Source organism: Dyella sp. Tek66A03 (genome assembly GCF_052567735.1).
In genome coordinates this window covers 4,787,371-4,810,285 of the sequence record NZ_CP199584.1, presented here as the reverse complement: position 1 = coordinate 4,810,285, position 22,915 = coordinate 4,787,371, and the positions used below count along the sequence as shown (strand labels likewise).

Genomic DNA, 22,915 nt, shown 5'->3' with positions numbered 1-22,915 from the left:
CGCAGGCGATGGCGCCGGCGCTGCACCGGACAATGGCTACGGGAGAGCGTTCATGGCCCGCTTACTGCTTGGCAATATCGAACCGGGCACGTCCGACGAGGAGATCGCGGCCTTCCTCGACAAGTACGGTTTTCCGGCCTATGACCGAATCGAGCAGGTGCCGGGCGACGGTTCGCGGCCTGCCGTCCTGCTGACCTTCGATCGCGCGGGCGAATCGCTGCTGGAGAAGCTGCGACCGCGTATCCATCACATCTTCTGGAAGAGTCGCGAGCTCAACGTGATGATCCTGGGCGACCACATGGACCACGCGGAGTGAGCGCGTCCCTCCTGAGATCGAGCCGATCGTCGGGGAAGCTGTGCTTTTGACGTGCCAGGATGGCCAGCCCCTGTCGCACGGTGGGTCTCGCGTCCCTCGCATCGGCGGCGCCAAGCGTGGCCTTACAAATGCACGGTGGCCGAGAGCAACATGGGCTGGTCCGCGCGTCCGCCAGGACCATTGAATTCGTAGATCCAGCGATAGCGAAATTCGATGTTTCCGCCCTGCCATTTCGTGTTCCAGTTGGTCTGCGGCCCCACGCCGAGCCCCACGCCATTGAAGTTCGGGTTGTGCGGCATGGCATAGCTGGGTGCGGTCGGATCCTGCGAGTAATGTTCGATCGCAGCAGCCACGCCACCGACGCCCCAGCCGCCCGTGGTTTGCCGCATCACCACGGTCTCGATGCGACCGACGGCACTGTTCTGGTAGATCGCATTGGTCTTGCGCGAGAACCAGCCGATCGCAACGATGGTGGAGGCATCCGTGTCACCGCTGGCCAGGGTCTTGATGTAGGCCACCTTGGGCGTGAGGGTCCAGAAGTTGTAGGCGGCTTTGCTGCGCCGCCCGCTCTGAAGGTTGCTGCTGGACGTAGTCACGCCATACGACACCGCGATCCGGTCGGTCGGTGTGATGCGATAGCCGGCCAGGAGCTGCGTACGGGCGACCGCGGCGTCACCCGTGGCCCCGAAGGTGGGGCTGCTCGGCAGGCTTCCGGCCTGGAGATTGAACGCATCGGGCGAGCCGTTGTAAGAGGTCGTCACCGAAGCGAAGCTCCATCGCCCGACGTCCCGACTCCAGTCGCTGCGGCCGCCGGCGGCGGGAAACGCCCAGGCTTCGTTCATCGCCGCCGCCAGGCGGACGGCATCCTGGGTGGTGACGGGCGCCGCCCGGTTCGGTGCGCTTGCCAGAGCCGTGTCCAGTGGGTCGGCGCGACCATTCGTTTGAGGCCCTGCGTAGGCAGCGACGGACCCCCCACGCAAAAGGAGGTTCGAGCCGCCATCGGCAGCCGCGGCCAAGCCTGGAACGATCGCCGCCGTCAGTGCAGCGACGGTAGCGGCAGACAACAACCTGCACATCGCCCTACCCTCTCGGCAAGGAGCACCCGCTCACACATCATCTTCAAGGGACGGCGAGGTGTAGTCGCGGGTGACGCGCAGAAGGGCGTTGATTGCCTGAGTTCCCCGCGTGCCGACGACCCCCGCCTCCGGTCAGCAATTTAAGCCACTGTGCACGTCAACCCGGCGTGCAACGCGTGTGTGTATGACCCTTGCTCTTGGGGGCGTGAGGAGAGATGGCGGGCGGTATACCTCGGAAGGCGCATCTCGCAAGCGGTAGAATGGCGCCATGCATATCTTCAAAGTCTTCCACATCGAAGCGGCCCATCGACTCCCGAACGTGCCGCTGGGCCATAAATGCGCGCGACTGCACGGGCATTCCTTCCGTGTCGAGATCCACGTAGCGGGCGAGCCGGATCCGTCGCTGGGCTGGGTCATGGACTTCGCCGACGTGAAGACGGCCTTCGCGCCGATCTATGACCAGCTCGATCATCACTACCTCAACGACATCGATGGGCTGGAGAACCCCACCAGCGAAGTGCTGGCGCGCTGGATCTTCCGGCGCCTGGAGCCGCGCTTGCCTGGTCTGGACAAAGTGGTCGTGCATGAGACGTGCACCTCGGGCGCAAGTAGCAGCCGTGACAGTTTTTGACGCGTCGCAAAATTTCATGGCTTGGTCTTAAACCCAAGAATTTATTGAATTTTTCGTGACATGTCTGTTTTGCCATGAAAAATATATTGCATTGCAGCAAATGACTCGGTAGGCTACACCCACTACCCAAACTCCCGTCGAGGGACCAAGTCATGACGCAGCAACTCAATTCCCAGATTTTTGCTTACGCCAAACAGCTCGCCGACAGCGCCTTCAAGGCTCAGTCCCTGGCGATCAAGGGTCTGGAAAAGGTCGCCGAGCTTCAGATCAAGGCGCTCGAAAAACAGGCGGAAGTTACCTCCACCTTCATCACCGATGCCTTTGAGACTCGCGACGCCGATGGCCTGCGTGCGCTGTGGGAAAAGGGCACCGCCGCCAGCCGCGAGAACGCCGAGCGCGCCGTGGCTGTAACGCAAGAAATTATTGCCGTGACCCAGAAGACCGCCGAGTCGCTCAATGCGCTCGTGCAGGAGCAGCAGCAGGCCGCCAACGACGCCGTTGCGGCGCCGGTGGCTGCGGTGAAGAAGGCTGCTGCAGGCAAGTAATCACGCTTTATCGACGCAACACCTAATCCCCCAGTTGCGTCTCAGGGCCGGACTCATGTCCGGCCTTTTTCTTTGGGCAGAGCGGCAAAGTGTGAACAAAAATAGGCGCATGACAAGATGTCGCAGCGCCTTCGGCTTGTCGCTGCAATCGGCCCACTGATATACTCTTGCGGATTGGAATGTGGCCGGTAGCTGTATCGGTGCCGCCTGGTGTAAACCGCGCGGGGACGTTACGTGCTCAACAGTCTTGCCTCCGGTCGACGTCTCGCCTTGCGTATCATGTGGCTGCAGTTCGCTGTAGCAGTACTGGTCGGCCTTGTTTTCCTGGCGCTGGGGCGTCGTGAAGCGATATCGGCCGCTGCGGGTGCGGTGATTGTGGCGCTGGGTACCGCGCTGATGTCGGCACGCTTTTTCAGCGGGTTAGACGGGGCTGGCATGGCGTTGAGCCGATTGCTGACAGGCATGCTCCTAAAATGGATCGTGATCGTCGGGGGGCTGATCGTGATCCTGTTCCAATATAAGTTGCCGCCGCTGGCCGCCATCACGGGGTTGGCGGCTGCTTACGCGGTTTATCTGCTGGCGTTCAGATTCAAGGGTTGAGACATGGCAAGCGAGTCGGGCGGCCTGACCGAATACATCCAGCACCATCTGACCCACCTGCGTCCGCAGGCAAGTCCGGGTGGCTTCTGGGCAGTGCATATCGACTCGGTCGCCGTGTCGCTGGTGCTGGGCATGGTCTTCTGCCTGCTGTTCTGGCTGATGGCGCGCAAAGCCACGCCGGGCGTGCCGGGCAAGGGCCAGGCGTTTGTCGAGCTGGTGCTCGAATTCGTCGATGGCCAGGTCAAGGACGTGTTCCATGGCGACCGCCGTTTTCTCGGGCCGCTGGCGCTGACCGTGTTCGTCTGGGTGTTTCTGATGAACGCGATGGATCTGCTGCCGGTGGATCTGCTGCCGTGGATCACCGCGAAATTTGGCCTCGGCCATTTCCGCTCCGTGCCGACCGCCGACATCAACATGACGTTCGCGATGTCGCTGACCGTGTTCGTGCTGATCATCTTCTACAGCTTCAAGGCGAAGGGTTTCAACGGCTATATGCACGAGCTGTTCACCGCGCCGTTCGGCAAGCATCCGGTGCTGTGGATCCCCAATTTTCTGCTCAACGTCGTCGAGCTGCTGTCCAAGCCGGTGAGCCTGGCGATGCGACTGTTCGGCAACATGTACGCGGGCGAGCTGGTGTTCATGCTGATCGCCGGCCTGTTCAGTGCCGGCGCCGGCCTGGCTGGCGCGGCGCTGTTTGGCGCCGGCATCATCGGTTACACGGTGTGGGGCGTGTTCCATATCCTGATCATCGGCATCCAGGCCTTCATTTTCATGGTGCTGACGATCGTGTACATCTCGATGGCGCACGATCACCACTGATTCGTGCATTCGAATTTTCCATTTAAACCATTTTGACTTTTTAGATTAAATTTCTCAGGAGACCGTCGTGGAACTCATCGCTCATATTGCTCAAGTGCAGTCCTTCACCGCCATCGCGCTGGGTCTGATCATCGGTCTCGGTGCACTCGGTGCCTGTATCGGTATCGGCGTCATGGGTTCGAAGTTCCTCGAGGCCGCTGCCCGTCAGCCGGAGCTGGTGCCGCTGCTGCAGGGCCGCATGTTCCTGCTCGCCGGCCTGATCGACGCGGCGTTCCTGATCGGCGTGGCGCTGGCGATGTACTTCGCCGTGGCGAACCCGCTGCTGTCGAACGTGATGAGCGCTGCCACGGCTGCAGCTGGTCACTAATCCGGTGGTTTATGGCGCCGCTTCGGCGGCGCCGCATTTCCGCAACGACGCTTCGGCGTACTTGCTCGTAATACACAGCAACTACAGGTAACGCAGCGATGGATTTCAACGCGACCTTGATTGGCGAAATGATTTCGTTCGCCATCCTGATCTGGTTCTGCGTCCACTTCATTTGGCCGCACATCAACAAGGCGATTGAGGATCGGCAGATCAAGATCGCCGAGGGCCTCAATGCCGCCGAGCGCGCGCACGCCGAGCTGAAGGACGCTGACCACAAGGTCGCGGCCGAGATCAAGGTGGCACGCCAGCAAGCTTCCGAGATCATCGACAGGGCCCAGCAGCAGGCCAATCAGATCATCGATAAGGCCCGTGCCGAAGCGATCACTGAGATCAACCGGCTGAAGTCTTCGGCGCAGGACGATATCGCGTCGATGGCGCAGCGTGCCCGCGACCAGCTGCGCCAGCAGGTGGGTGCACTGGCCGTGCAGGGCGCCAGCAAGATCGTGCAGCGCGAGATCGACCCGTCGACGCACAAGGCGTTGCTCGACCAGCTCGCAACCGAGATCTGACCGATGGCACAGGCAATCACCCTCGCTCGACCGTACGCCCGCGCTGCCTTTGAATTGGCGCATGCGGCCGGTTCGTTGACTGCGTGGTCGCAGGCGCTCGCATTCGCTGCCGCGGTCGCGAGTGATTCGCGCGTGTCAGGCCTCAGCACCGACCCGCGTGTGCTGCCGGCACAGCTGGTTGCGCTGCATCTTCCGAGCGGCATGGCTGCCGATGCACCGTTTGCACAGTTCCTCGGCGAGATGGCCGAGCAGCGCCGCTTGGCGCTGTTGCCGGAAGTGGCCGAGCTGTATGAGGCGTTCAAGCGAGAGTCCGAGTCGCAGCTGCTGGTCAAGGTGACCAGCGCGATGGCGCTGGACACGGCGCAGGCCGAGCAGCTCAAGGCATCGCTGAAGCAGCGTTTCAAGCGCGAGATCGAACTGGAAACCCGGATCGATGCCGCGTTGCTTGCCGGCGTGGTGATCGATACCGGCAGTGAAGTGATTGATGGCTCCGCCCGCGGCCGCCTGGCCAAGTTGGCCAGCAGTTTGGCGCGTTAACAGCAGATGCACCGTGGAGAGACCGTGAGAAACGAGTGGAAAGCAACCACCACCACGCTTACTCACTACTCACTCCTCTCCAGTTCGTTTCACGCGAAGTCCATTTCGCGAAGAGCAAAAACCGGCCATCCATGGCCGGACTCTTGAGAAAACAAATTCTTCAGGATAACCACCATGTCCAGCACGACTTTGAATCCGTCCGAGATCAGCGAACTGATCAAGAACCGCATTGAGCAGGTCAAGCTCGGCGCGGAGGCACGCAACGAAGGCACGATCATCAGCGTGTCCGACGGCATCGTGCGCATCTACGGCCTGGCCGACGTGATGCAGGGCGAAATGATCGAACTGCCGGGCAACTCCTATGCGCTGGCGCTGAACCTCGAGCGTGACTCGGTCGGCGCCGTGGTGCTGGGCGAATACCAGCATCTGCGCGAAGGCGACGTGGCCAAGACCACCGGCCGCATCCTCGAAGTGCCGGTCGGCCCGGCCTTGCTCGGACGCGTCGTCGACGCGCTCGGCAACCCGATCGACGGCAAGGGCCCGATCAATACGCCGCACAGCTCGCCGATCGAGAAGGTCGCTCCGGGCGTGATCTGGCGTAAGTCGGTCGATCAGCCGGTGCAGACTGGCTACAAGTCCGTCGACTCGATGATCCCGATCGGCCGCGGCCAGCGCGAGCTGATCATCGGCGACCGCCAGACCGGCAAGACCGCGCTGGCCATCGACGCGATCATCAACCAGAAAGATTCCGGCATTAAGTGCATCTACGTTGCCATCGGCCAGAAGCGTTCGTCGATCGCCAACGTGGTGCGCAAGCTCGAAGAGAACGGCGCGCTGGCCAACACCATCATCGTGGTGGCTTCCGCTTCCGAGTCGGCCGCGCTGCAGTACGCTGCGCCCTATTCGGGCTGCGCCATGGGCGAGTACTTCCTCGATCGCGGCGAAGACGCGCTGATCATCTATGACGATCTGTCCAAGCATGCCGTGGCCTACCGCCAGATCTCGCTGCTGCTGAAGCGTCCGCCGGGCCGTGAGGCCTATCCGGGCGACGTGTTCTATTTGCACTCGCGTCTGCTCGAGCGCGCTGCTCGCGTCTCCGAGGAGTACGTCGAGAAGTTCACCAACGGCGAAGTGAAGGGCAAGACCGGCTCGCTGACCGCGCTGCCGATCATCGAGACCCAGGCCGGCGACGTCTCCGCCTTCGTGCCGACCAACGTGATCTCGATCACCGATGGCCAGATCTTCCTGGAAACCGACCTGTTCAACGCCGGCATCCGCCCGGCCGTGAACGCCGGTATCTCGGTGTCGCGCGTCGGTGGTGCCGCCCAGACCAAGATCGTCAAGAAGCTGTCCGGCGGCGTGAAGCTGGCCCTGGCGCAGTTCCGCGAGCTGGCTGCGTTCGCGCAGTTCGCTTCGGACCTCGACCCGGCCACCCGCGCCCAGCTGGACCGCGGCACGCGCGTGACCGAGCTGATGAAGCAGGCTCAGTATGCCCCGCTGTCGATTGCCGAGCTCGCCCTGTCGGTGTACGCCGCCGAGAAGGGTTACCTCGACGACCTGCCGGTGAACAAGGTGCTGCCGTTCGAGAAGGGCCTGCACGCGTTCATGCACCAGAACCACGGCGAGCTGATGAAGAAGATCGTCGCCACCGGTGACTGGAACAATGAAATCGAAGGCGTCTTCAAGACCTCGCTCGACGAGTACAAGAAGACCGGTAGCTGGTAAGCAATAAAGGGTGTACAGCCGCTGGTTGAGCGGCTGTACAGCACTCCGGCCGAAGGGTCGGGATCGCAATAACCCAACAGGTTGAGGCAAACGTGGCAAGCGGACGCGAAATCAAAACCAAGATCAAGAGCACGCAGAACATGCGCAAGGTGACGCGCGCGCTCGAAATGGTCTCGGCCTCGAAGATCCGCAAGGCTCAGGATCTGATGAAGGCCTCGCGCCCCTATGCGCGTGCGATGCGCAAGGTGATCGCGCACGTGGCCCAGGCCAACACCGAGTTCAATCATCCGTTCCTGCAGGAGCGTGAGACCGTCAAGCGCGTGGGCTACGTGGTCATCACCACGGATCGTGGCCTGTGCGGCGGCCTGAACTCCAACCTGTTCCGCCTCATGCTGCCGGCCATCCGCGAATGGCAGGACCAGGGCGTGGAAGTGGACGTGGTGGCGATCGGCCAGAAGGCGAACCAGTTCTTCCGCCGCATCAAGGGCGTCAACCTGATCGGCAGCGTCGGCCACCTCGGCGAGAAGCCCAAGCTCGATCATCTGATTGGCGCGATCAAGGTCGCGCTCGACGGTTACCTGGCAGGCAAGGTCGACCGTGTGTTCCTGGCCCACAACGTCTTCATCAACACCATGACGCAGAAGCCGGCCGTGCACGCCTTGCTGCCGCTGCCGGTGATGGCCCAGGAACTGGCCGCCTCCGACGAGTCGGGCTCGGCCACGCCATATTCGGTGGCTGGGGTGAAGCTGGAACAGAAGCACGACTGGGACTACATCTACGAACCCGATGCCGCCACCGTGCTCGAGCACGTGATGATTCGCTACATCGAGTCGGTCGTGTATCAGGGCGTGCTGGAGAATCTCGCCAGCGAGCATGCGGCACGCATGGTCGCGATGAAGAGCGCGTCGGATAACGCGAACAAGGTGATCGGTGAGCTGACGCTGATTTACAACAAGGCGCGTCAGGCCGCGATCACCCAGGAAATTTCCGAAATCGTAGGCGGTGCAGCGGCTGTATAAGTGCGATCGCTCCCTGATCGCTAAGTTCAAAAAGCAGCCATCCATGGCTGCACAATTCAACTAAGAGCGACGCTTCGTCGGCGCTTGTATCGAACCTTAAAAGATCCATCCGGAGCACATCCATGAGTCAGGGCAAAGTTGTACAGATCATCGGCGCGGTCATCGACGTGGAATTCCCGCGCGATCAGGTGCCGCAGGTTTACGACGCGCTGAAGATCGACGGCACCGACATCACGCTGGAAGTCCAGCAGGTGCTGGGTGACGGCGTCGTTCGTACCATCGCCCTCGGTTCCTCCGCTGGGCTGAAGCGCGGCCTCGCGGCGCGCAACACCGGCGAAGGCATCAAGGTGCCGGTCGGCAAGGCCACCTTGGGCCGCATCATGGACGTGCTCGGCAACCCGATTGACGAAGCCGGTCCGATCGGCGAGCAGGATCGTTGGGTCATCCATCGCGAAGCGCCGAGCTACGACGACCAGGCGGCTGCGAACGACCTGCTGGAAACCGGCATCAAGGTCATCGACCTGATGTGCCCGTTCGCCAAGGGCGGCAAGGTAGGCCTGTTCGGCGGCGCCGGCGTGGGCAAGACCGTTAACATGATGGAACTGATCAACAACATCGCCAAGGCGCACGCGGGTCTGTCCGTGTTCGCCGGCGTGGGTGAGCGTACCCGTGAGGGCAACGACTTCTACCACGAGATGAAGGACTCCAACGTTCTCGACAAGGTCGCGATGGTGTACGGCCAGATGAACGAGCCGCCGGGCAACCGTCTGCGCGTGGCGCTGACCGGCCTGACCATGGCCGAGTACTTCCGCGACGAGAAGGACGAGCACGGCAAGGGCAAGGACGTGTTGCTGTTCGTCGACAACATCTACCGCTACACCTTGGCCGGTACCGAAGTGTCCGCGCTGCTCGGCCGTATGCCGTCGGCCGTGGGCTACCAGCCGACGCTGGCCGAAGAAATGGGCGTGCTGCAGGAGCGCATCACCTCGACCAAGACCGGTTCGATCACCTCGATCCAGGCCGTGTACGTGCCCGCGGATGACCTTACCGATCCGTCGCCGGCGACCACCTTCGCCCACTTGGATGCGACCGTGGTGCTCTCGCGTAACATCGCCTCGCTGGGTATCTACCCGGCCGTGGATCCGCTGGACTCCACCAGCCGCCAGCTCGATCCGAATGTGATCGGCGCCGAGCACTACGACGTGGCCCGTCGCGTGCAGGGTACGCTGCAGCGCTACAAGGAGCTCAAGGACATCATCGCGATCCTGGGCATGGACGAGCTGTCGGAAGAAGACAAGCAGGCCGTGTCGCGCGCGCGCAAGATCGAGCGCTTCTTCTCGCAGCCGTTCCACGTGGCCGAAGTGTTCACCGGCTCGCCGGGCAAGTACGTGCCGCTGAAGGAAACCATCCGCGGCTTCAAGATGATCGTCGACGGCGAAGCGGACCACCTGCCGGAGCAGGCGTTCTACATGGTCGGCGGCATCGACGAGGCCATCAAGAAGGCCGAGGAAATGGGCGCCAAGAAGGCCGCCTGATCCCTCAGGGCGGACCCTCCGGTCCGCCCGTCGCCTTTAAGCATCCGGAATCTTCGTTATGAGCCACACCATTCGCGTCGAAGTCGTCAGTGCCGAAGCCGAGATCTACTCGGGCGAGGCGACGATGGTCGTTGCCACCGGCGAGATCGGCGAGCTGGGCATCACGCCGCGCCATGCGCCGCTGATTACCCGTCTGAAGCCGGGCAAGGTCGTCGTTACCCAGTCGAACGGTGAAAAGGTCGATATCTCGATCACCGGCGGTGGCATTCTCGAAGTGCAGCCGGAGAGCGTTACCGTGCTGGCGGATTCGGCGATTCGCTCCGAGGACATCGACGAAGCCGCTGCGCTGGCTGCCAAGCGCGAAGCCGAAGACGCCCTGGCCAATCGCACGGATGCGGTGGAGATTGCCGACGCCCAGGCCAAGCTCGCCCAGGCGCTCACCCAGTTGCAGGCGCTGGAGCGTCTGCGCAAGACGCTCAAGCACTAAGACACCCGCCCACCCGTGCGTGTTGCACGGGCTGGACACGAGACGCCGGCCAACAGGCCGGCGTTTTTGTTTATGCTGCGCCTACCCCACGGGAGAGGACGACGCATGGACGTGAAGTCGGTTCGCCAGGCAAGCTATCGGCCGTTACTGGGATGGGCTCTTGCTGCCATCGCTACCGTGCTGGCGGGTTGCGCCACCGCACCCGCTCCCGCACCCGCGCGGCCGTCGCCGCAGGGCGATACTTCCTATCGCGCCGTCGCCAAGGACGGCATGCAGCACTACCAGCTGGCGATGGGGGAGATTTCCACGGGTGCTGTACCTAGTGCGCACGCGGCACCGATCTATCCGCCGGCATTGCTCTCGTCCGGACTTCCACCCGTCGAAGTTGAGGCACTGTTGATCGTCAGTGCCGCAGGCAAGGTGAGCGAGGTACGCATCGCCGATGAAGCACAGGTCGATCCGCAGGGCCGACTCTTCGCGGATGTCGTCCGCGAGGCGGCCATGCAGTGGACCTTCGAGCCCTTGCTGATCAGGCGCTGGGCGGCCGATGCCAACGGCAACGAACATACGGTCGACAGCGACGCGCGCCCGTTCAGCGCGGCCTATGTGTTTCGCTTCGCCTGGAAAGACGGCAAGCCGGTAACCGACGCCAACGCTGCTGCCGTCGGCGCCCGCTAGCCCCTTTCACGCCCAACCATGTCCGAGGTTCTCCATCTGGCGGCTGCTATGCTCCGCCGCTAGCCACGACGGGCCAGCCCATGATCAAGAATGCCCCCCTGCACGTCATTGTCCTCGCCGCCGGCGAAGGCAAGCGCATGAAGTCCAAAAAGGCCAAGGTGCTGATGCCGTTGGCCGGCCGCCCGTTGCTGGCGCACGTGCTCGAGGCCGCCCGTGCCTTGCAGCCACAGGTCATCCACCTGGTTTACGGCCATGGCGGTGACCAGGTGCGGGCCGCGTTCGAGGGCCAGGCCGATCTGCGTTGGGTGTTGCAATCGCAGCGGCTGGGCACCGGGCACGCCGTCCGTGAAGCGCTGCTCGATGTCCCGGACGATGCCACCGTGCTGGTGCTGTATGGCGACGTGCCGCTGACACGTGCACAAACCCTGCAACGCCTGGTCAGCGCCGAAGGCACGGTCAGCCTGCTCGCTACCCGCGTCGCCGATCCGCAGGGTTATGGACGCGTACTGCGCGACGGCAATGGCTTCGTGCGCGCGGTGGTGGAAGAAAAGGATGCCGACGACAGCCAGCGCGCCGTCAATCTCATCAACACCGGCATTGTCGCCGCCGAGGCGGTGGCCCTGAAGCGTTGGACGTCCAAACTGGATCGCAACAACGCGCAAGGCGAGTACTACCTCACCGATATCTTCGCCATGGCCGCTGCCGAGAATCGCGCGGCCGCCTGCGTGGAATGCGAGGACGAATACGAGGCGGCCGGCGCCAATAATCCCTGGCAGCTCGCCGAGCTTGAGGCGCAGTATCGATTGCGCGCCGCCAAGGCACTGGCGCTGGAGGGCGTGCGCATCGCCGATCCTTCGCGCATCGATGTGCGCGGCACGGTGACCGCGGGTTCGGACGTCGATATCGATATCGACGTCATACTCGAGGGTGAGGTGTTGCTGGGCGAGGATGTCCGGATTGGCGCCTTCACGCGCTTGAAGGATGTGCGTCTTGCCGCCGGCACCGTCGTGCATTCGCACTGCGATCTGGAGGGCGTGGTGACGCACGGTCCCTGCATCATCGGTCCGTATGCGCGCTTGCGCCCGGGTACCGAACTGGCTGCCGGCGTGCATATCGGCAACTTTGTCGAGACCAAGAAGGCGCAACTCGGCGAGGGCAGCAAGGCCAATCACCTGAGCTACCTCGGCGACACGGTGATCGGCAGCGGCGTGAACATCGGCGCCGGCACCATCACCTGCAACTACGACGGCGTGAACAAGAGCCTCACCACGATCGGCGATGGTGCCTTCATCGGTTCGAACAGCGCCTTGGTGGCGCCGGTGAGCATCGGTGCCCAGGCGACCATTGGCGCGGGCTCGGTGATCGGCAAGGATGCGCCGGCCGGCGAGCTGACCCTGACACGGGCTCGTCAGGTAACGCTTGAGGGCTGGCACCGCCCGACCAAGAAATGACCAGCACTATCCAGTCGTCGTCACTTCGGCCAGAGTAAGCCACGGCTCGACTATGGCATCTGCGATTAGCCGTCCATTTCAGCCTGCAGTCCCGTTTCATCCCGTAAGCGTTTTGCAAACTATCATTCGTTGGCAAAGGAGCATGCGATGGGCATTCGGAAGGTGGTGGTGGCTACGCTCGTCACGATGGTCCTGCAGGGCTGCGTTGCAGCCGGTCCGGTCGTCGACCCCACGGCACAGCAGAACCTGCATTCCCTGCAGCTGTTCAACGCGGATGCGAGCCCGCGCTTTACGTTCTACCTGGCGTGCACCAGTGACACCGTCAATTGCGGCAATGTCGAGAACTGGTTTGGCGAGTGGGCGAGCGACCGGCATATCACCCTGCGCAACGCCGATCCGGCTGACGGCCCATTCAAGGACGGACAGCCCTCGCGCGCGAAGGAACAAGCCTTGCCCTATCGCCTGGCAGTCCACTACCAGCCCTGGATGAAACCCAGCTACACGGTGACCTCGTATACGAAACAAGGTGGCGACGCAGCGCCGGCGATCGGCTATTCCGCCACTATCTACGTGTTCGATTCGGCCACGGGCAAGTTGCTGCAGGCCGTTCCTGTCCACGCTGAGACGACGGCCAAGGAACAAAAGGGCGTCGCGAACCCGTATCTGCATGACGAAGTGGACGGCTTCCTGGCCAGCCTCGATCCCACCTACGCATCGAAGTGAGCGTCGACGGCGCGCGCCCCGGATTTACGCGTAACGCCAGCCGTCGATTTCCACCAGCAACTCCTGCCGGCAGACGTCACCGTGCAGCAGCAGGACGGGCACGCCGGGAAGCCGGTGCTGCATGAAATCGCGAACATGCGGCGCATCGGTCGGGTGCCGCACATAGGCCTTGAGCGGCGATTGCGTGTCGAAGCCGGCGTTCATGCCGGCGCTGGCCAGCAGGGCCTCGAGGTTGGTCAGCGTTTCGTCGAGTTGGGCTTGCAGGTCGTCCTGATGCGCCGAGGCGTGGCCGACCACGGCGGCCGTGCCTGAGATGGCCAAGGCGTCCTGCGCCGGCAGTGCCATGGCGCGGGCGAACTTGGGCGGCGTGCGGCCATATTGGCGTGGGTAGCGCCAGGCGCTGAGCTGGCGCGGATTCTCTACCCGCAGGCCGGGTTCGTCGGAAGCAAGCAGGTAGACCTGCAGGCGCCATTCGGCGGCATGGTGACCAATGGCTGTCGCTGCCGGAAATCCTTCGGCGAAGAACGCGCCCATGCCGTCCTCCCGGCCTTCGCAGAACTGCTTGTAGCGCTCGCTGTCGCCCTCGCCCTGGTTGATCCCGCCGAGATAATTCCAGATGCGTTGCACGTGATGCTCGCGGCGGGTCGCAAGAAACGCGCACAGGGCCGCGTAGGCAGCGGCGCTGGCACCGCGCGGGCCGCCGTGGGCGCGCTCGTCCAGCTCGATGGCCGCGAACAGCCAGCCGGCGCCGGCTGACCAGCGCAGCTCGCCCGAGCGACCCTCGGTTACCGCCCCGTTCACCTGCCAGATTTCCAGTGGCGCGGGCGCATCGAAGCACTCGAGATCGACCCCTAGCCAGCGCGGGTCGGCGCTGCGGGTGGCGCCAGCGCCGAAGCCGAAGACCGCCAGCGTGCCCGGCTCGCCCAGTACCGCCTCGGGGTCGGCCGTGCGGTAAGACACCTGCGGTGCGCGCCGCAAGGTGGGCTGGGCGGCTGCGTTTTCACAACCCTGAACCATGGAGTGCAACCGAGGGAGGCGGGGACGCTATGTTACACTTGCCGGCCGCTGCCTCTGGGGGAGAGGCGCATGTAATGGGTACGGAAGAGGCATGGCCGAGCAGAGCACCGCACAACACCAGCTGGCTACCTTGATCGTTGAATGCCTCAACCTGGAGACAGTGACGGCTGATCAAATCGAGCCCGACGCGCCCCTATTCGGCGGCGATCTTGGGCTGGATTCCATCGATGCGCTGGAGATCGCGCTGGCCGTATCCAAGCGATACGGCTTCCAGCTGCGCTCGGACAATCCGGAAAATCGCACGATCTTCACCAGCTTGCGTACGCTGTCCGAACACATCGAACAGCACCGCGCTGCGTAACTCACCTTTGCCTAACTCACCTTTGGCATGATGCTGTTAGCGACAGTTTTGGATCTCGCCCTGGCCCGCCTTGCGATCCGAAACAGTTTCTTAGGCAAGGGCAGCCCTCCGCCGCCGTCGTCCGTTAAGCGAGCAGGCAGATCCAGACATGTCGTCCCCTTCCTCCATGCACCCGGTAACGACGCCGAGGCGCTGGCTGCCTTCCGGGGTGGTCTGGCTGCGCTGTGTGGCGAGGGCCCCGGGTCGCCATGACTGACGCCGAATACCAGCGCGACCTATGCGTGGCGGCGGATCATCCCAGCCTGCCCGGTCATTTCCCTGCTATGCCGGTGGTACCGGGCGTGGTGCTGCTGGAGCATGTGGCACAGGCGTTGCGGGAGTGGCGCGGTCTGCGCCTGACGCGCGTACTGGAGGCCAAGTTCGTGGCGCCGCTGCTGCCGGACGAACCTGCCAGGTTGGACTTGATCGAAGCGGCCGGCCGCGTGCGCTTTGAAATACGCCGAGATGGCACCCTGCTGGCGCGCGGCCTGATCGAGGGCGCGTCGTGAGCGAACACTGGCAGAGCCGTCCCGAAGGCGGCGGACGCTTCGCGATATGGCTGATCCGCACGATCGGGTTGCACGGTGGTCGCCCCCTTGGCCGTCTGTGCCTCTATCCCATCACGCTCTATTTCTTCCTCCGGCGCGGGCCTGAGCGGCGCGCCTCGCGGCGCTACCTGGAACGCGCCTTGGGTCGACCCGTTACGGCCTGGCAGGTGATGAAGCACATTCACAGTTTTGCCGCGACCATGCTCGATCGCATCTTCCTGCTGGCGCGCGGCGAGAAGGACTTCGATATTTCGGTGGAAGGATTGGACGGGCTCGAGGCTTGCCTCGCGCAGGGGCGTGGCTTGCTGTTGGTGGGAACTCACCAGGGCAGCTTCGAAGCCTTGCGCGCGCTGCGTTCGCGGCGGCCGGAGGTTCCGCTGCGCGTCGTGCTCGACAAGCAGAAGACACCGGCCCTGACCGAGCTGCTCGAAGCGCTCGCTCCCGATGTCGGTGAGCACGTGATCGATTCATCGCAGGGCGGCGCATCCGTCACGCTCGCCATGGCGGAAGCCTGTCAGCAGGGCGCCATGGTGGCCTTGCTCGCCGACCGCGGGCGCGCGCACGAAGTGTTGCGTCGTACGCCTTTCCTTGGTGAACCCGCGCCCTTTCCCGTGGGTCCCTGGTTGCTGGCGCATTCGCTGAAAGTGCCGGTCATGTTGTGCTTTGGTCTGTACGAAGGCGGTAACCGCTACCGGCTGATTTTCGAACCGTTCGCCGATCGCGTGGAGATTCCGCGCCAGGAACGCGCGCTTGCACTGGACGCGGTTATCGCCCGCTATGCCCGTCGCGTGGAGCACTACGTGCACGTCGCCCCCTACAACTGGTTCAATTTCTATGACTTCTGGCAGCAAGACGCTGGTGTTCCTGTGCGGAACGATACTGTCGCTGTGCGCGAACGCGTCGGCGCCTGAGGACGCTGCCACGGCGCGCGTGCTGGTGAACTCGCTCGGTCGCCCCGCGCCTGCGCGTACGGCGTTCGCCGAGGCGCGCTTCCTCAAGGTGCTGGATCAGCCGCTGGTGGTGTCCGGCGAGTTGGCCTGGTTGGGCGGCGATCGCCTTGAGCGCCGCGTGGAACGCCCGAATCGCGAAGTCTCGAGCATTGCCGATGGCGAGGTAACCCAGCAGCGCGAGGGTCGTCCGCCGCGTCACTTCTCGCTCAAGCGCGCCCCCCAGCTGCAGATCCTGCTCGAAAGTTTTGTCGCCCTGCTCGGCGGCGATTCCGAACGCCTGGAACAGGCCTTTGCGATCCAGCATACCGTCGGCGACACGAAGCGCTGGACCCTCACGCTCACGCCGCGCGACCCGAACCTGGCGCGCACGGTCAGTCGCATCGAGATCGACGGGCAAGGCAACGAGCCGCGCTGCATGCGCGTGCAGGAGGCGGACGGCGATCTCTCTATCGACCTGCTGGGCGAGCTCGCCGCCAAGATGCCAGTGACGCCGACGCGCGATGCGCTGGTGGCGCTCTGCCAGGGCGGCTGAGCATGCATCGCGGCGGGCGCTGGGTCCTGCTGGTGCTGTGGCTGGCGACGCTGGCCGCACTGGGCTGGATGGTGTCGCAGCGCCTGCGCATAAGCACCGATCTACGCAGCTTCATGCCGGCGCCGACCACGCCCGATCAACGCCTGTTGATGGAGCAGGTGGGCGAAGGTCCCGGTTCGCGCCTGTTGCTGCTGGCCATTGCGGGCAAGTCCGACGATCAGCTTGTGGCACTGAGCCAGGGCTTGGCGGCGGCGCTACGCAAGGATGAGCACTTCAGCCAGGTGATCAACGGCAGTTTCGACGTCGCCTCGCTCGACGACCGTCTGCTGCCCTACCGCTATCTGTTGTCGCCGACGCTGGATACTCAGCGCCTGGATGCCGCGTTCCTGCGCGACGAACTGGAGCAACGGCTGGAGGATCTCGCCTCACCGGCTGCCGGCTTGCTGAAGGGGCTGCTGCCGCGCGATCCCACGCTTGAAGTCCTCAAGCTGGCCGAGCGATGGACGCCGCCGAAGTCGCCGGATGTGCGCAACGGCGTGTGGTTCTCGGCGCAGAACGAGGCATTGCTGCTGGTGCAGACGCATGCTCCAGGCTTCGATCCGGATGCGCAGGCCATCGCCATTGACGGCATTCGACGCGCCTTCGACGCACTGCCCGATCATCAGGGCGCCGCGCTCACGCTGAGCGGTCCCGGTTATTTCAGCGTGCTGGTGAATGCGCAGACCCGCGGCCAGGCCGAGTGGATCGGCCGTATCTCCACCGTGGGCTTCATCGTGTTGCTACTGCTGGCTTACCGCAGTGTCAGCTCGTTGCTGCTGTCGGCCCTGCCGATCGCCAGCGCCGCCCTGGCCGGCATCGCCGCGTTGGTGTGGCTGTTCCCTCAGGTGCACGGTATTACGCTGGCCTTTGGCTTCACCTTGCTGGGCGTGGCGCAGGAGTACCCGATACGCGTACTCAGTCATCGCCGCGCCGGCGAGGATGCCGTGCAAAGCGTGCGTGATTTGTGGCCGCTACTGCTGACCGCCATCGCTTCGGCCTGCATTGCCTATGCCGCGTTCTACGCTTCGGGTGTGAATGGATTGCGCCAGCTGGCGGTGTTTACCGTGACTGGCTTGCTGGTGGCGGGTTTCAGCACGCGCTATCTGCTGCCGTACTTGTTGCCCGCGCGGGTGCGCGATGTCGCCGAGATGCCCTGGTTGATCGCCGCGCGTCGGTTCGCCGATGCACTGCCGCGGCCACCTTGGATCCCGTGGGTGGTGGCGCTGGCGACCGTACTGATGCTCGCCTTGGCGCAAGGGCCGTTCTGGCAAAACGACCTGGCTGCGCTCACTCCGTTGCCACGCGACCTGCTGCAGCGCGACGCACGCCTGCGCGAGGCCCTGGGTGCGCCGGATGTACGCTACTTGTTGATCTTGCAGTCATCGAGCGAACAAGGTGTGCTGGCCTTGTCCGAGCGCATCGAACCGGCGCTGGACGCCCTGGTCGCGCGACATGCAGTGGACGCGGTCGAGTTGCCATCGCGCTATCTCCCCAGCGAGGCCGTACAACGTGCACGCCAGCAGAAGCTGCCGGACCGCCAACTGCTGCAGCAGGCTTTGAACGAGGCCTTGCAAGGCATGCCGTTCCAGCCGGGCCTGTTCGCTCCCTTCGTCGACGATGTGCAGAAGGCGCGCGCATGGCCGCCGCTGACGCCGGCGCGTTTTGCGGCGTCACCCTTGGGGCAACGCCTGTCCGCCATGCTGGTGCAGCGCGACGACCAATGGCTGGGTCTGGCTACGCTAAGCGGGCTGCATGACGTGACCGCGTTGCAGGCGTTGGCGCAGGCCAGCGGTGGGGCCCTGCGCCTGCTCGATCTCAAGGATGCCGCAGAGTCACTGGTGGTCGATTATCGCGCTCGCATTCTGCATGCCTTGCTCGCCGCGACGGTATTGCTCGTACTGGTCATCACGCTTGCCCTGCGCAGCGTTCGTCGGGCCTGGCACGTACTGGCGCCGATGACCCTGGCGACCTTCCTGGTGCTGGCGGTCGAGCGTGTGGCCGGGGTCGAGATTTCGCTGTTCCATCTGGTGGCGCTGATCCTGGCGGCCGGCCTCGGGCTGCACTACGCGCTGTTCTTCGAGCGCGACACGGGCGATGCCGCCGAGCAGCGGCGCACCCTGCATGCCACCCTCGTATGCGTGCTCTCGGCCTTGCTGGTCTTTGGCATGCTGGCCTGGAGCTCCATTCCGGTGCTGCGCGCCATTGGCCTGACGGTGAGCCTGGGTGTGGCCTTCCATTTCTGCCTTTCCATCATGATGGCTCCGCATGCTCGCCAAGACTGACTGGGCACCGCTCATTCCCCACCAGGGCGCGATGTGCCTGCTGGATGCCGTGCTCGCGTGGGATGCCACAAGCATTCACACGACGAGCCTTGGCCATGCCAGGGCCGATCATCCATTACGCGGCAAAGATGGCCTGCACGCGGTCAACCTGGTCGAGTACGGCGCGCAGGCCATGGCGGTGCACGGCGCGCTGCTCGCGCGTGACCGGGGCGTGATGGCGCCGCGCCAGGGTCGCCTGGTCAGCGTGCGCGAGGTGGTGCTTGCGGTCGAGTTCGTCGATCAGCTGGATGGCCATTTGGACGTCCATGCGCAGTGCCTGTATGCCGACGATACCGGGGCACAATATGCGTTCCGCGTGGAGCATCGTGGTCAGGTGCTGGCCAGCGGACGCGCCGCCGTCATCCATCCCGCCGCATGATCCGGCGTTCAGCCCGGCGCTATCGCCGGGCACGCCACCGTCAGCTTACGGCCGTGTCGTAGACCAGCGGCTGCGACGCTCGCGAGCGTCGATAACTGGCGACGACGTTGCCTTGATGGATGAGTTGGCCGATGGTGTAGCCGGTAATGCGCGCGATATCGCGTACCGGACTGAAGTGGCTGACGCGGAACTCGCGGTGATAGCGCGACGCGATCGGCACGGATACGACGCCCAGGTTCTTCATGCGCGAAGCCGCGATCAGAATGGCAGCCTCGAACACGAAGTTCTCGGCCGGCAGGTCCACCAGATCGAGCGCCGCGCGTGGGTACCAGCGTTGCCCACTCTGGGTATCGGCCACAGGTTGTGCACAGGCCCAGGAAATAGCCCAGTCGGCGACCGCGTTGGCGCGACGGCGACCCTTGGGTTGCTGTTCGCGATCGATCAGGCGTGCACCGATCACGATGTGGTCGGGATAGCGTTTCGCGGCAGCTGCGATGCGCGGGATGTCGCTTGCCAGATGCTGCCCGTCGCCATCCATGGTGATCACGGCATCGAAACCCTGGCGCAGGGCTTCACGGAAACCGGTCCGCAGCGCCTCGCCTTTGCCGCGACGCTGCGGATGACTCAGCAAGGTGACGGGCAGCGCGGCCACGATTTGCGCTGTGCGATCGTCCGAGCCATCGTCGACGACGATGACCGGCACATTAAGGGCTAGCGCCGATTCGACCACGCCTTCGATCGCCGCTTCCTCATTGAGGCAGGGGATCAACACGCACCAGCGGGCGTCGGATGTATTCAAGCAACCTTCTCCAGGGTAACTCGCAGGGCCAGGGTCGTCGCCGCGGCGAGGGTACATTGTCCCTCGCCACATGCAAGATTTTGTAACAGTGGCCACGCCGATACGGCGGTGGGGTTGGATTCGTACCAGGCACCGGAGGGCGGGCCCGGGTGCAAGGCCAGGCCCGCATGAGGTTCAAGCGTGAGCATGAGCTTGCCGAGGCTGCGCAGGCCCTGCTCCGGCGACAGCACGAGCGCGCAGCCAAAGCTGCTGCGTGAGCCGCTCATTTCTCCCACCGGGCCGCTACCTGCGATGTCGCTGCAGACCAGCAGCACCGGGCGCTGTTCCGCCTGACTCAAGCTGGCCGCCTCCAGCAAGCCGGCGCCGAAACTGGCGGGGCCCGCGCTGATGGCGCTGGATGCGGCGTGACAACCGGTCGCCATGGTCCAGTAACCCGCCGGCGCGTTGTGGACCGAATTGTGGAAGCGTGTCGGCGAGAGTTCCGCGGGCGCCCGGGCGAGCGTGGCGCACATGTAGTCGGAAATCAGCTGGTCGCCATAGGCGGAGCTGAACACGCACAGCAGTTCGCTGGCCGAGCGCTCGCTCATGGCGACGGCTTGCCCAGCCACTTCGATGGCCAGCAGGACGCTTTCTGGCGCACGGCGCCGCTCGTTGGCGGGCAGGAAGGTGGCCGGCGGACGTGCGCTGGGTGGCGTCACCGCGTCGCCCTGTTCCTGCGCCTGCAGCGCGGCGAAATCCCCCAGGGTCGTCGACCACAGGCCGATACCTTCGACAAACACAGGCAAGGTGTTCATGCCGGCGCCCTACCAAAAGCCAGGCAGGCGTTGTTGCCGCCGAAGCCGAAGGAGTTGCTCAGCGCCACCTCGACAGGCCGCCGCTCGTTTTCCAGCGCGAGCTGCGGACCGCAAGCGGCGTCCGGCGTGGTGCAACCGAGGCTGCCCGGAACCAGGCCGTGTTGAATCGCCAGTAGCGCGAATGCGGCTTCGAGGATGCCCGCGGCACCTAGCGTGTGGCCGGTGTAGCCCTTGGTCGAACTGGCCCGGGTGGACGCCGGAAAGGTACGCGCAACCAGGGCGGCTTCCACTTCGTCGTTCTTGAGGCTGGCCGTGCCGTGCAAGTTGATGTAGTCGACCTGGTCGGCGCGCAGGCCGGCGCGCTCGAGGGCGTCGCGCAAGGCGAGTTCGGCCCCCAGCCCTTCCGGGTGGGGCGTCGACATGTGGTGGGCATCGCTGGACTCGCCGTAGCCTAGCAGGCGCAGCGCGCGCGGTGCGGCGTCGATGCGCTCGAGCAGGGCGAAGCCGGCCGCCTCACCGACGGAAATACCGCGGCGCGCCTGGTCGAACGGCCGGCACGGCTCCGGCGACACCAGCTCCAGCGCGTTGAAGCCGAACAGCACGCTGTCGCAGAGCGTGTCGACGCCACCGACGACGACGGCATCCACCAGGCCCAGCCGGATCAATCGTTCGGCATTCGCAAACACCTTGGCGCTGGACGAGCACGCGGTGGAGACGGTGAGGCAAGGGCCTTCCAGGCCGAGCGCTTCGGCCACGAAGCCTGCCAGCGAGTGCGGGGAATGGATCAGCGGGCGCCGTAGGTCCGCCGGTATGTGGCCTTGCGCATCGAGGCGGCGATAAGCTTCCTCGGTGGCGCCCATACCCGCGGTGGACGTGGCCAGGACCAAGGCGACGCGTGCGGCGCCGTAGCGTTGGCGTGCGTCCAGGGCGCGTTCCAGGAAATGATCCTGATGCAGGCCAAGCCAGGCGAGCCGGTTGTTGCGGCATTCCCATACGGCATGCGCGGCCGGCAACTGCGCCTCTTCCACGCCATCTACGCGGCCTATCCAGCAGGCCAGCGGTGCACTGCTGAAATCGTTGGGGCGGAGTCCGCCGCGCGAGGCGGCAAGGGCGGCAAGGTGGCTTTCGAGACCATGGCCAAGCGCCGAAGTGGCCGTAAAGGCACTGACGGCCAGGGGTTGAATCGGTACAGACATCGCGGGAGCCTAACCAGCGACCGTCGTATTTCCTAGTCCGGGCGAACCGCGGTCGAGCCGGCATTCATCTTTGTGCAAGGCGCGATTGCTTCCCCATCGCCATCTGCGCACACTCGGGCACCGAGTATGCCGCCGCCGCCCTGCCTGTGCCGCCCATCATCGCCCCCCTCAAACGTGGCCCCTGGCGCTACTTAAGCGATCGGGACGTGCTGCATGCCGCGGCGGTGACCCTAGTCGCACTGGCGCTGAGCCTGGGGCTGGTCTGGCTCGGCTATCTCATTCATGTATGGCGCGTGGCGGTGCGTAGCCCGTTGACCCTGCCGCGGCCGATGACCGTGCTGGTGTTCGGCCGCCGCTTGGTGCACGACCAGCCCGAGCTGGATTACCAGCAGCGCCTATCGCGCGCGCTGGCGTTGATGCGGGCCGATCGGACCGACCATGTGCTGTTGCTGGGCGGTCGCAGTGGGGGGCGCGTCAGCGAAGCCGCTGCCGGACGAGCCTGGCTGCTTGAGCACGAGCTCCCCGCCGGCGTGACCCTGCAGCTGGAACAGGCGTCGGTCGATTCGCTGGAGAATCTACGCCACGCGCGCAGCCTGCTGCAGCAAGACGGCCCCTTGATGCAGTTGCTGCCGCCGGTGGCCCTGGTCACCAGTCGCTATCACCTCGCCCGCTGTCAGCTGCTGGCGCGGCGGCTCGGCTTCGATTGCGTGCCAGTCGCGGCCGAGCCGGCGCTCGTGCTCAGTCGCCGCTACCTGGTCAGGCTGCTCACCGAATCGGGTTACCTGATGTGGATCGACCTCGGTGCGCGCTGGGCAAACTTGATCGGCCATCGCCGTATCGTCGAGCGACTCAGCTAAAGCCA

At 64.5% G+C, this 22,915-nt stretch carries 27 protein-coding genes; 22 read left to right on the top strand and 5 right to left on the bottom strand.

All coding sequences use genetic code 11. The features are described from left to right. Positions 1-52 precede the first annotated feature (52 nt). Positions 53-316 (top strand): hypothetical protein, encoded by a 264-nt coding sequence (locus tag ACT01B_RS21350; protein ID WP_445145205.1) that lies wholly within the window; start codon positions 53-55, stop codon positions 314-316. 122 nt (positions 317-438) lie between these two features. Here the strand turns inward: ACT01B_RS21350 and ACT01B_RS21345 are convergent, their stop codons facing one another. Beyond that, on the bottom strand, positions 439-1,392 hold the full coding sequence (locus tag ACT01B_RS21345) for a hypothetical protein (protein WP_445145204.1): 954 nt from the start codon (positions 1,390-1,392) through the stop codon (positions 439-441). 268 nt (positions 1,393-1,660) lie between these two features. Between ACT01B_RS21345 and queD the strand changes: the two genes are divergently transcribed. The 14 genes from queD (at position 1,661) to ACT01B_RS21275 (ending at position 13,078) form a co-directional block, all read left to right on the top strand. After that, positions 1,661-2,023, top strand: a complete 363-nt coding sequence (queD, locus tag ACT01B_RS21340; protein WP_445145203.1) for a 6-carboxytetrahydropterin synthase QueD — start codon at positions 1,661-1,663, stop codon at positions 2,021-2,023. A gap of 152 nt (positions 2,024-2,175) precedes the next feature. Beyond that, positions 2,176-2,568: a phasin family protein gene (locus ACT01B_RS21335; RefSeq protein WP_445145202.1), complete on the top strand. Its 393-nt coding sequence runs from the start codon at positions 2,176-2,178 to the stop codon at positions 2,566-2,568. Between the two features lie 234 nt (positions 2,569-2,802). Continuing rightward, positions 2,803-3,168 carry a hypothetical protein gene (locus ACT01B_RS21330; protein WP_445145201.1) on the top strand — a complete coding sequence of 122 codons (366 nt, stop codon included), beginning with the start codon at positions 2,803-2,805 and terminating at the stop codon, positions 3,166-3,168. 3 nt (positions 3,169-3,171) lie between these two features. Continuing rightward, positions 3,172-3,987 carry a F0F1 ATP synthase subunit A gene (atpB, locus tag ACT01B_RS21325; RefSeq protein ID WP_445145200.1) on the top strand — a complete coding sequence of 272 codons (816 nt, stop codon included), beginning with the start codon at positions 3,172-3,174 and terminating at the stop codon, positions 3,985-3,987. 67 nt (positions 3,988-4,054) lie between these two features. Beyond that, the gene (gene atpE, locus ACT01B_RS21320; protein ID WP_108471844.1) at positions 4,055-4,354 is read left to right on the top strand and encodes a F0F1 ATP synthase subunit C; all 300 of its coding nucleotides are present in this window, start codon (positions 4,055-4,057) and stop codon (positions 4,352-4,354) included. Between the two features lie 98 nt (positions 4,355-4,452). Next, positions 4,453-4,923, top strand: coding sequence for a F0F1 ATP synthase subunit B (locus ACT01B_RS21315; RefSeq protein ID WP_445145199.1), 471 nt, complete (start codon positions 4,453-4,455; stop codon positions 4,921-4,923). 3 nt (positions 4,924-4,926) lie between these two features. Beyond that, positions 4,927-5,460 (top strand): F0F1 ATP synthase subunit delta, encoded by a 534-nt coding sequence (locus ACT01B_RS21310; RefSeq protein ID WP_445145198.1) that lies wholly within the window; start codon positions 4,927-4,929, stop codon positions 5,458-5,460. A 174-nt stretch (positions 5,461-5,634) separates the two neighbouring features. Then, positions 5,635-7,185 (top strand): F0F1 ATP synthase subunit alpha, encoded by a 1,551-nt coding sequence (atpA, locus tag ACT01B_RS21305; RefSeq protein ID WP_445145197.1) that lies wholly within the window; start codon positions 5,635-5,637, stop codon positions 7,183-7,185. Between the two features lie 92 nt (positions 7,186-7,277). Then, positions 7,278-8,204, top strand: a complete 927-nt coding sequence (atpG, locus tag ACT01B_RS21300; protein WP_445145196.1) for a F0F1 ATP synthase subunit gamma — start codon at positions 7,278-7,280, stop codon at positions 8,202-8,204. Positions 8,205-8,326: 122 nt separating this feature from the next. Further along, positions 8,327-9,739 (top strand): F0F1 ATP synthase subunit beta, encoded by a 1,413-nt coding sequence (gene atpD, locus ACT01B_RS21295; RefSeq protein WP_445145195.1) that lies wholly within the window; start codon positions 8,327-8,329, stop codon positions 9,737-9,739. Positions 9,740-9,797: 58 nt separating this feature from the next. Further along, positions 9,798-10,226: a F0F1 ATP synthase subunit epsilon gene (locus tag ACT01B_RS21290; protein ID WP_445145194.1), complete on the top strand. Its 429-nt coding sequence runs from the start codon at positions 9,798-9,800 to the stop codon at positions 10,224-10,226. A gap of 105 nt (positions 10,227-10,331) precedes the next feature. Next, the gene (locus ACT01B_RS21285) at positions 10,332-10,904 is read left to right on the top strand and encodes a hypothetical protein (protein ID WP_445145193.1); all 573 of its coding nucleotides are present in this window, start codon (positions 10,332-10,334) and stop codon (positions 10,902-10,904) included. An 83-nt stretch (positions 10,905-10,987) separates the two neighbouring features. Further along, positions 10,988-12,355, top strand: coding sequence for a bifunctional UDP-N-acetylglucosamine diphosphorylase/glucosamine-1-phosphate N-acetyltransferase GlmU (glmU, locus tag ACT01B_RS21280; RefSeq protein ID WP_445147545.1), 1,368 nt, complete (start codon positions 10,988-10,990; stop codon positions 12,353-12,355). 147 nt (positions 12,356-12,502) lie between these two features. After that, positions 12,503-13,078, top strand: coding sequence for a hypothetical protein (locus ACT01B_RS21275; RefSeq protein ID WP_445145192.1), 576 nt, complete (start codon positions 12,503-12,505; stop codon positions 13,076-13,078). Between the two features lie 24 nt (positions 13,079-13,102). Here the strand turns inward: ACT01B_RS21275 and ACT01B_RS21270 are convergent, their stop codons facing one another. Further along, positions 13,103-14,095, bottom strand: coding sequence for a chorismate transformation enzyme, FkbO/Hyg5 family (locus ACT01B_RS21270; RefSeq protein WP_445145191.1), 993 nt, complete (start codon positions 14,093-14,095; stop codon positions 13,103-13,105). A 91-nt stretch (positions 14,096-14,186) separates the two neighbouring features. Between ACT01B_RS21270 and ACT01B_RS21265 the strand changes: the two genes are divergently transcribed. The 6 genes from ACT01B_RS21265 (at position 14,187) to ACT01B_RS21240 (ending at position 19,264) form a co-directional block, all read left to right on the top strand. Beyond that, positions 14,187-14,456, top strand: coding sequence for a phosphopantetheine-binding protein (locus tag ACT01B_RS21265; RefSeq protein ID WP_445145190.1), 270 nt, complete (start codon positions 14,187-14,189; stop codon positions 14,454-14,456). 248 nt (positions 14,457-14,704) lie between these two features. Then, complete coding sequence (locus ACT01B_RS21260) at positions 14,705-15,004, top strand: hydroxymyristoyl-ACP dehydratase (RefSeq protein ID WP_445145189.1); 300 nt, start codon at positions 14,705-14,707, stop codon at positions 15,002-15,004. Further along, positions 15,001-15,954: an LpxL/LpxP family acyltransferase gene (locus ACT01B_RS21255; protein WP_445145188.1), complete on the top strand. Its 954-nt coding sequence runs from the start codon at positions 15,001-15,003 to the stop codon at positions 15,952-15,954. The genes ACT01B_RS21260 and ACT01B_RS21255 overlap by 4 nt, the downstream gene beginning before the upstream one ends. Next, positions 15,878-16,525, top strand: a complete 648-nt coding sequence (locus ACT01B_RS21250) for a LolA-related protein (protein ID WP_445145187.1) — start codon at positions 15,878-15,880, stop codon at positions 16,523-16,525. The genes ACT01B_RS21255 and ACT01B_RS21250 overlap by 77 nt, the downstream gene beginning before the upstream one ends. A 2-nt stretch (positions 16,526-16,527) precedes the next feature. Further along, positions 16,528-18,846: an MMPL family transporter gene (locus ACT01B_RS21245; protein WP_445145186.1), complete on the top strand. Its 2,319-nt coding sequence runs from the start codon at positions 16,528-16,530 to the stop codon at positions 18,844-18,846. Then, complete coding sequence (locus ACT01B_RS21240) at positions 18,830-19,264, top strand: phosphotransferase (protein WP_445145185.1); 435 nt, start codon at positions 18,830-18,832, stop codon at positions 19,262-19,264. The genes ACT01B_RS21245 and ACT01B_RS21240 overlap by 17 nt, the downstream gene beginning before the upstream one ends. 40 nt (positions 19,265-19,304) lie before the next feature. Here ACT01B_RS21240 and ACT01B_RS21235 read toward each other — a convergent pair whose 3' ends face one another. The 3 genes from ACT01B_RS21235 to ACT01B_RS21225 are packed head-to-tail and all read right to left on the bottom strand — an operon-like array spanning position 19,305 to position 22,053. After that, positions 19,305-20,063 carry a glycosyltransferase family 2 protein gene (locus ACT01B_RS21235; RefSeq protein WP_445145184.1) on the bottom strand — a complete coding sequence of 253 codons (759 nt, stop codon included), beginning with the start codon at positions 20,061-20,063 and terminating at the stop codon, positions 19,305-19,307. Next, complete coding sequence (locus tag ACT01B_RS21230) at positions 20,060-20,857, bottom strand: beta-ketoacyl synthase chain length factor (RefSeq protein WP_445145183.1); 798 nt, start codon at positions 20,855-20,857, stop codon at positions 20,060-20,062. The genes ACT01B_RS21235 and ACT01B_RS21230 overlap by 4 nt, the downstream gene beginning before the upstream one ends. Next, positions 20,854-22,053 (bottom strand): beta-ketoacyl-[acyl-carrier-protein] synthase family protein, encoded by a 1,200-nt coding sequence (locus tag ACT01B_RS21225; RefSeq protein ID WP_445145182.1) that lies wholly within the window; start codon positions 22,051-22,053, stop codon positions 20,854-20,856. Before ACT01B_RS21225 ends, ACT01B_RS21230 begins: the two co-directional genes overlap by 4 nt. 206 nt (positions 22,054-22,259) lie before the next feature. Here ACT01B_RS21225 and ACT01B_RS21220 point away from each other — a divergent pair, with 206 nt between their 5' ends. Continuing rightward, positions 22,260-22,910, top strand: a complete 651-nt coding sequence (locus ACT01B_RS21220; protein WP_445145181.1) for an ElyC/SanA/YdcF family protein — start codon at positions 22,260-22,262, stop codon at positions 22,908-22,910. The last annotated feature ends 5 nt before the right edge of the window (positions 22,911-22,915 follow it).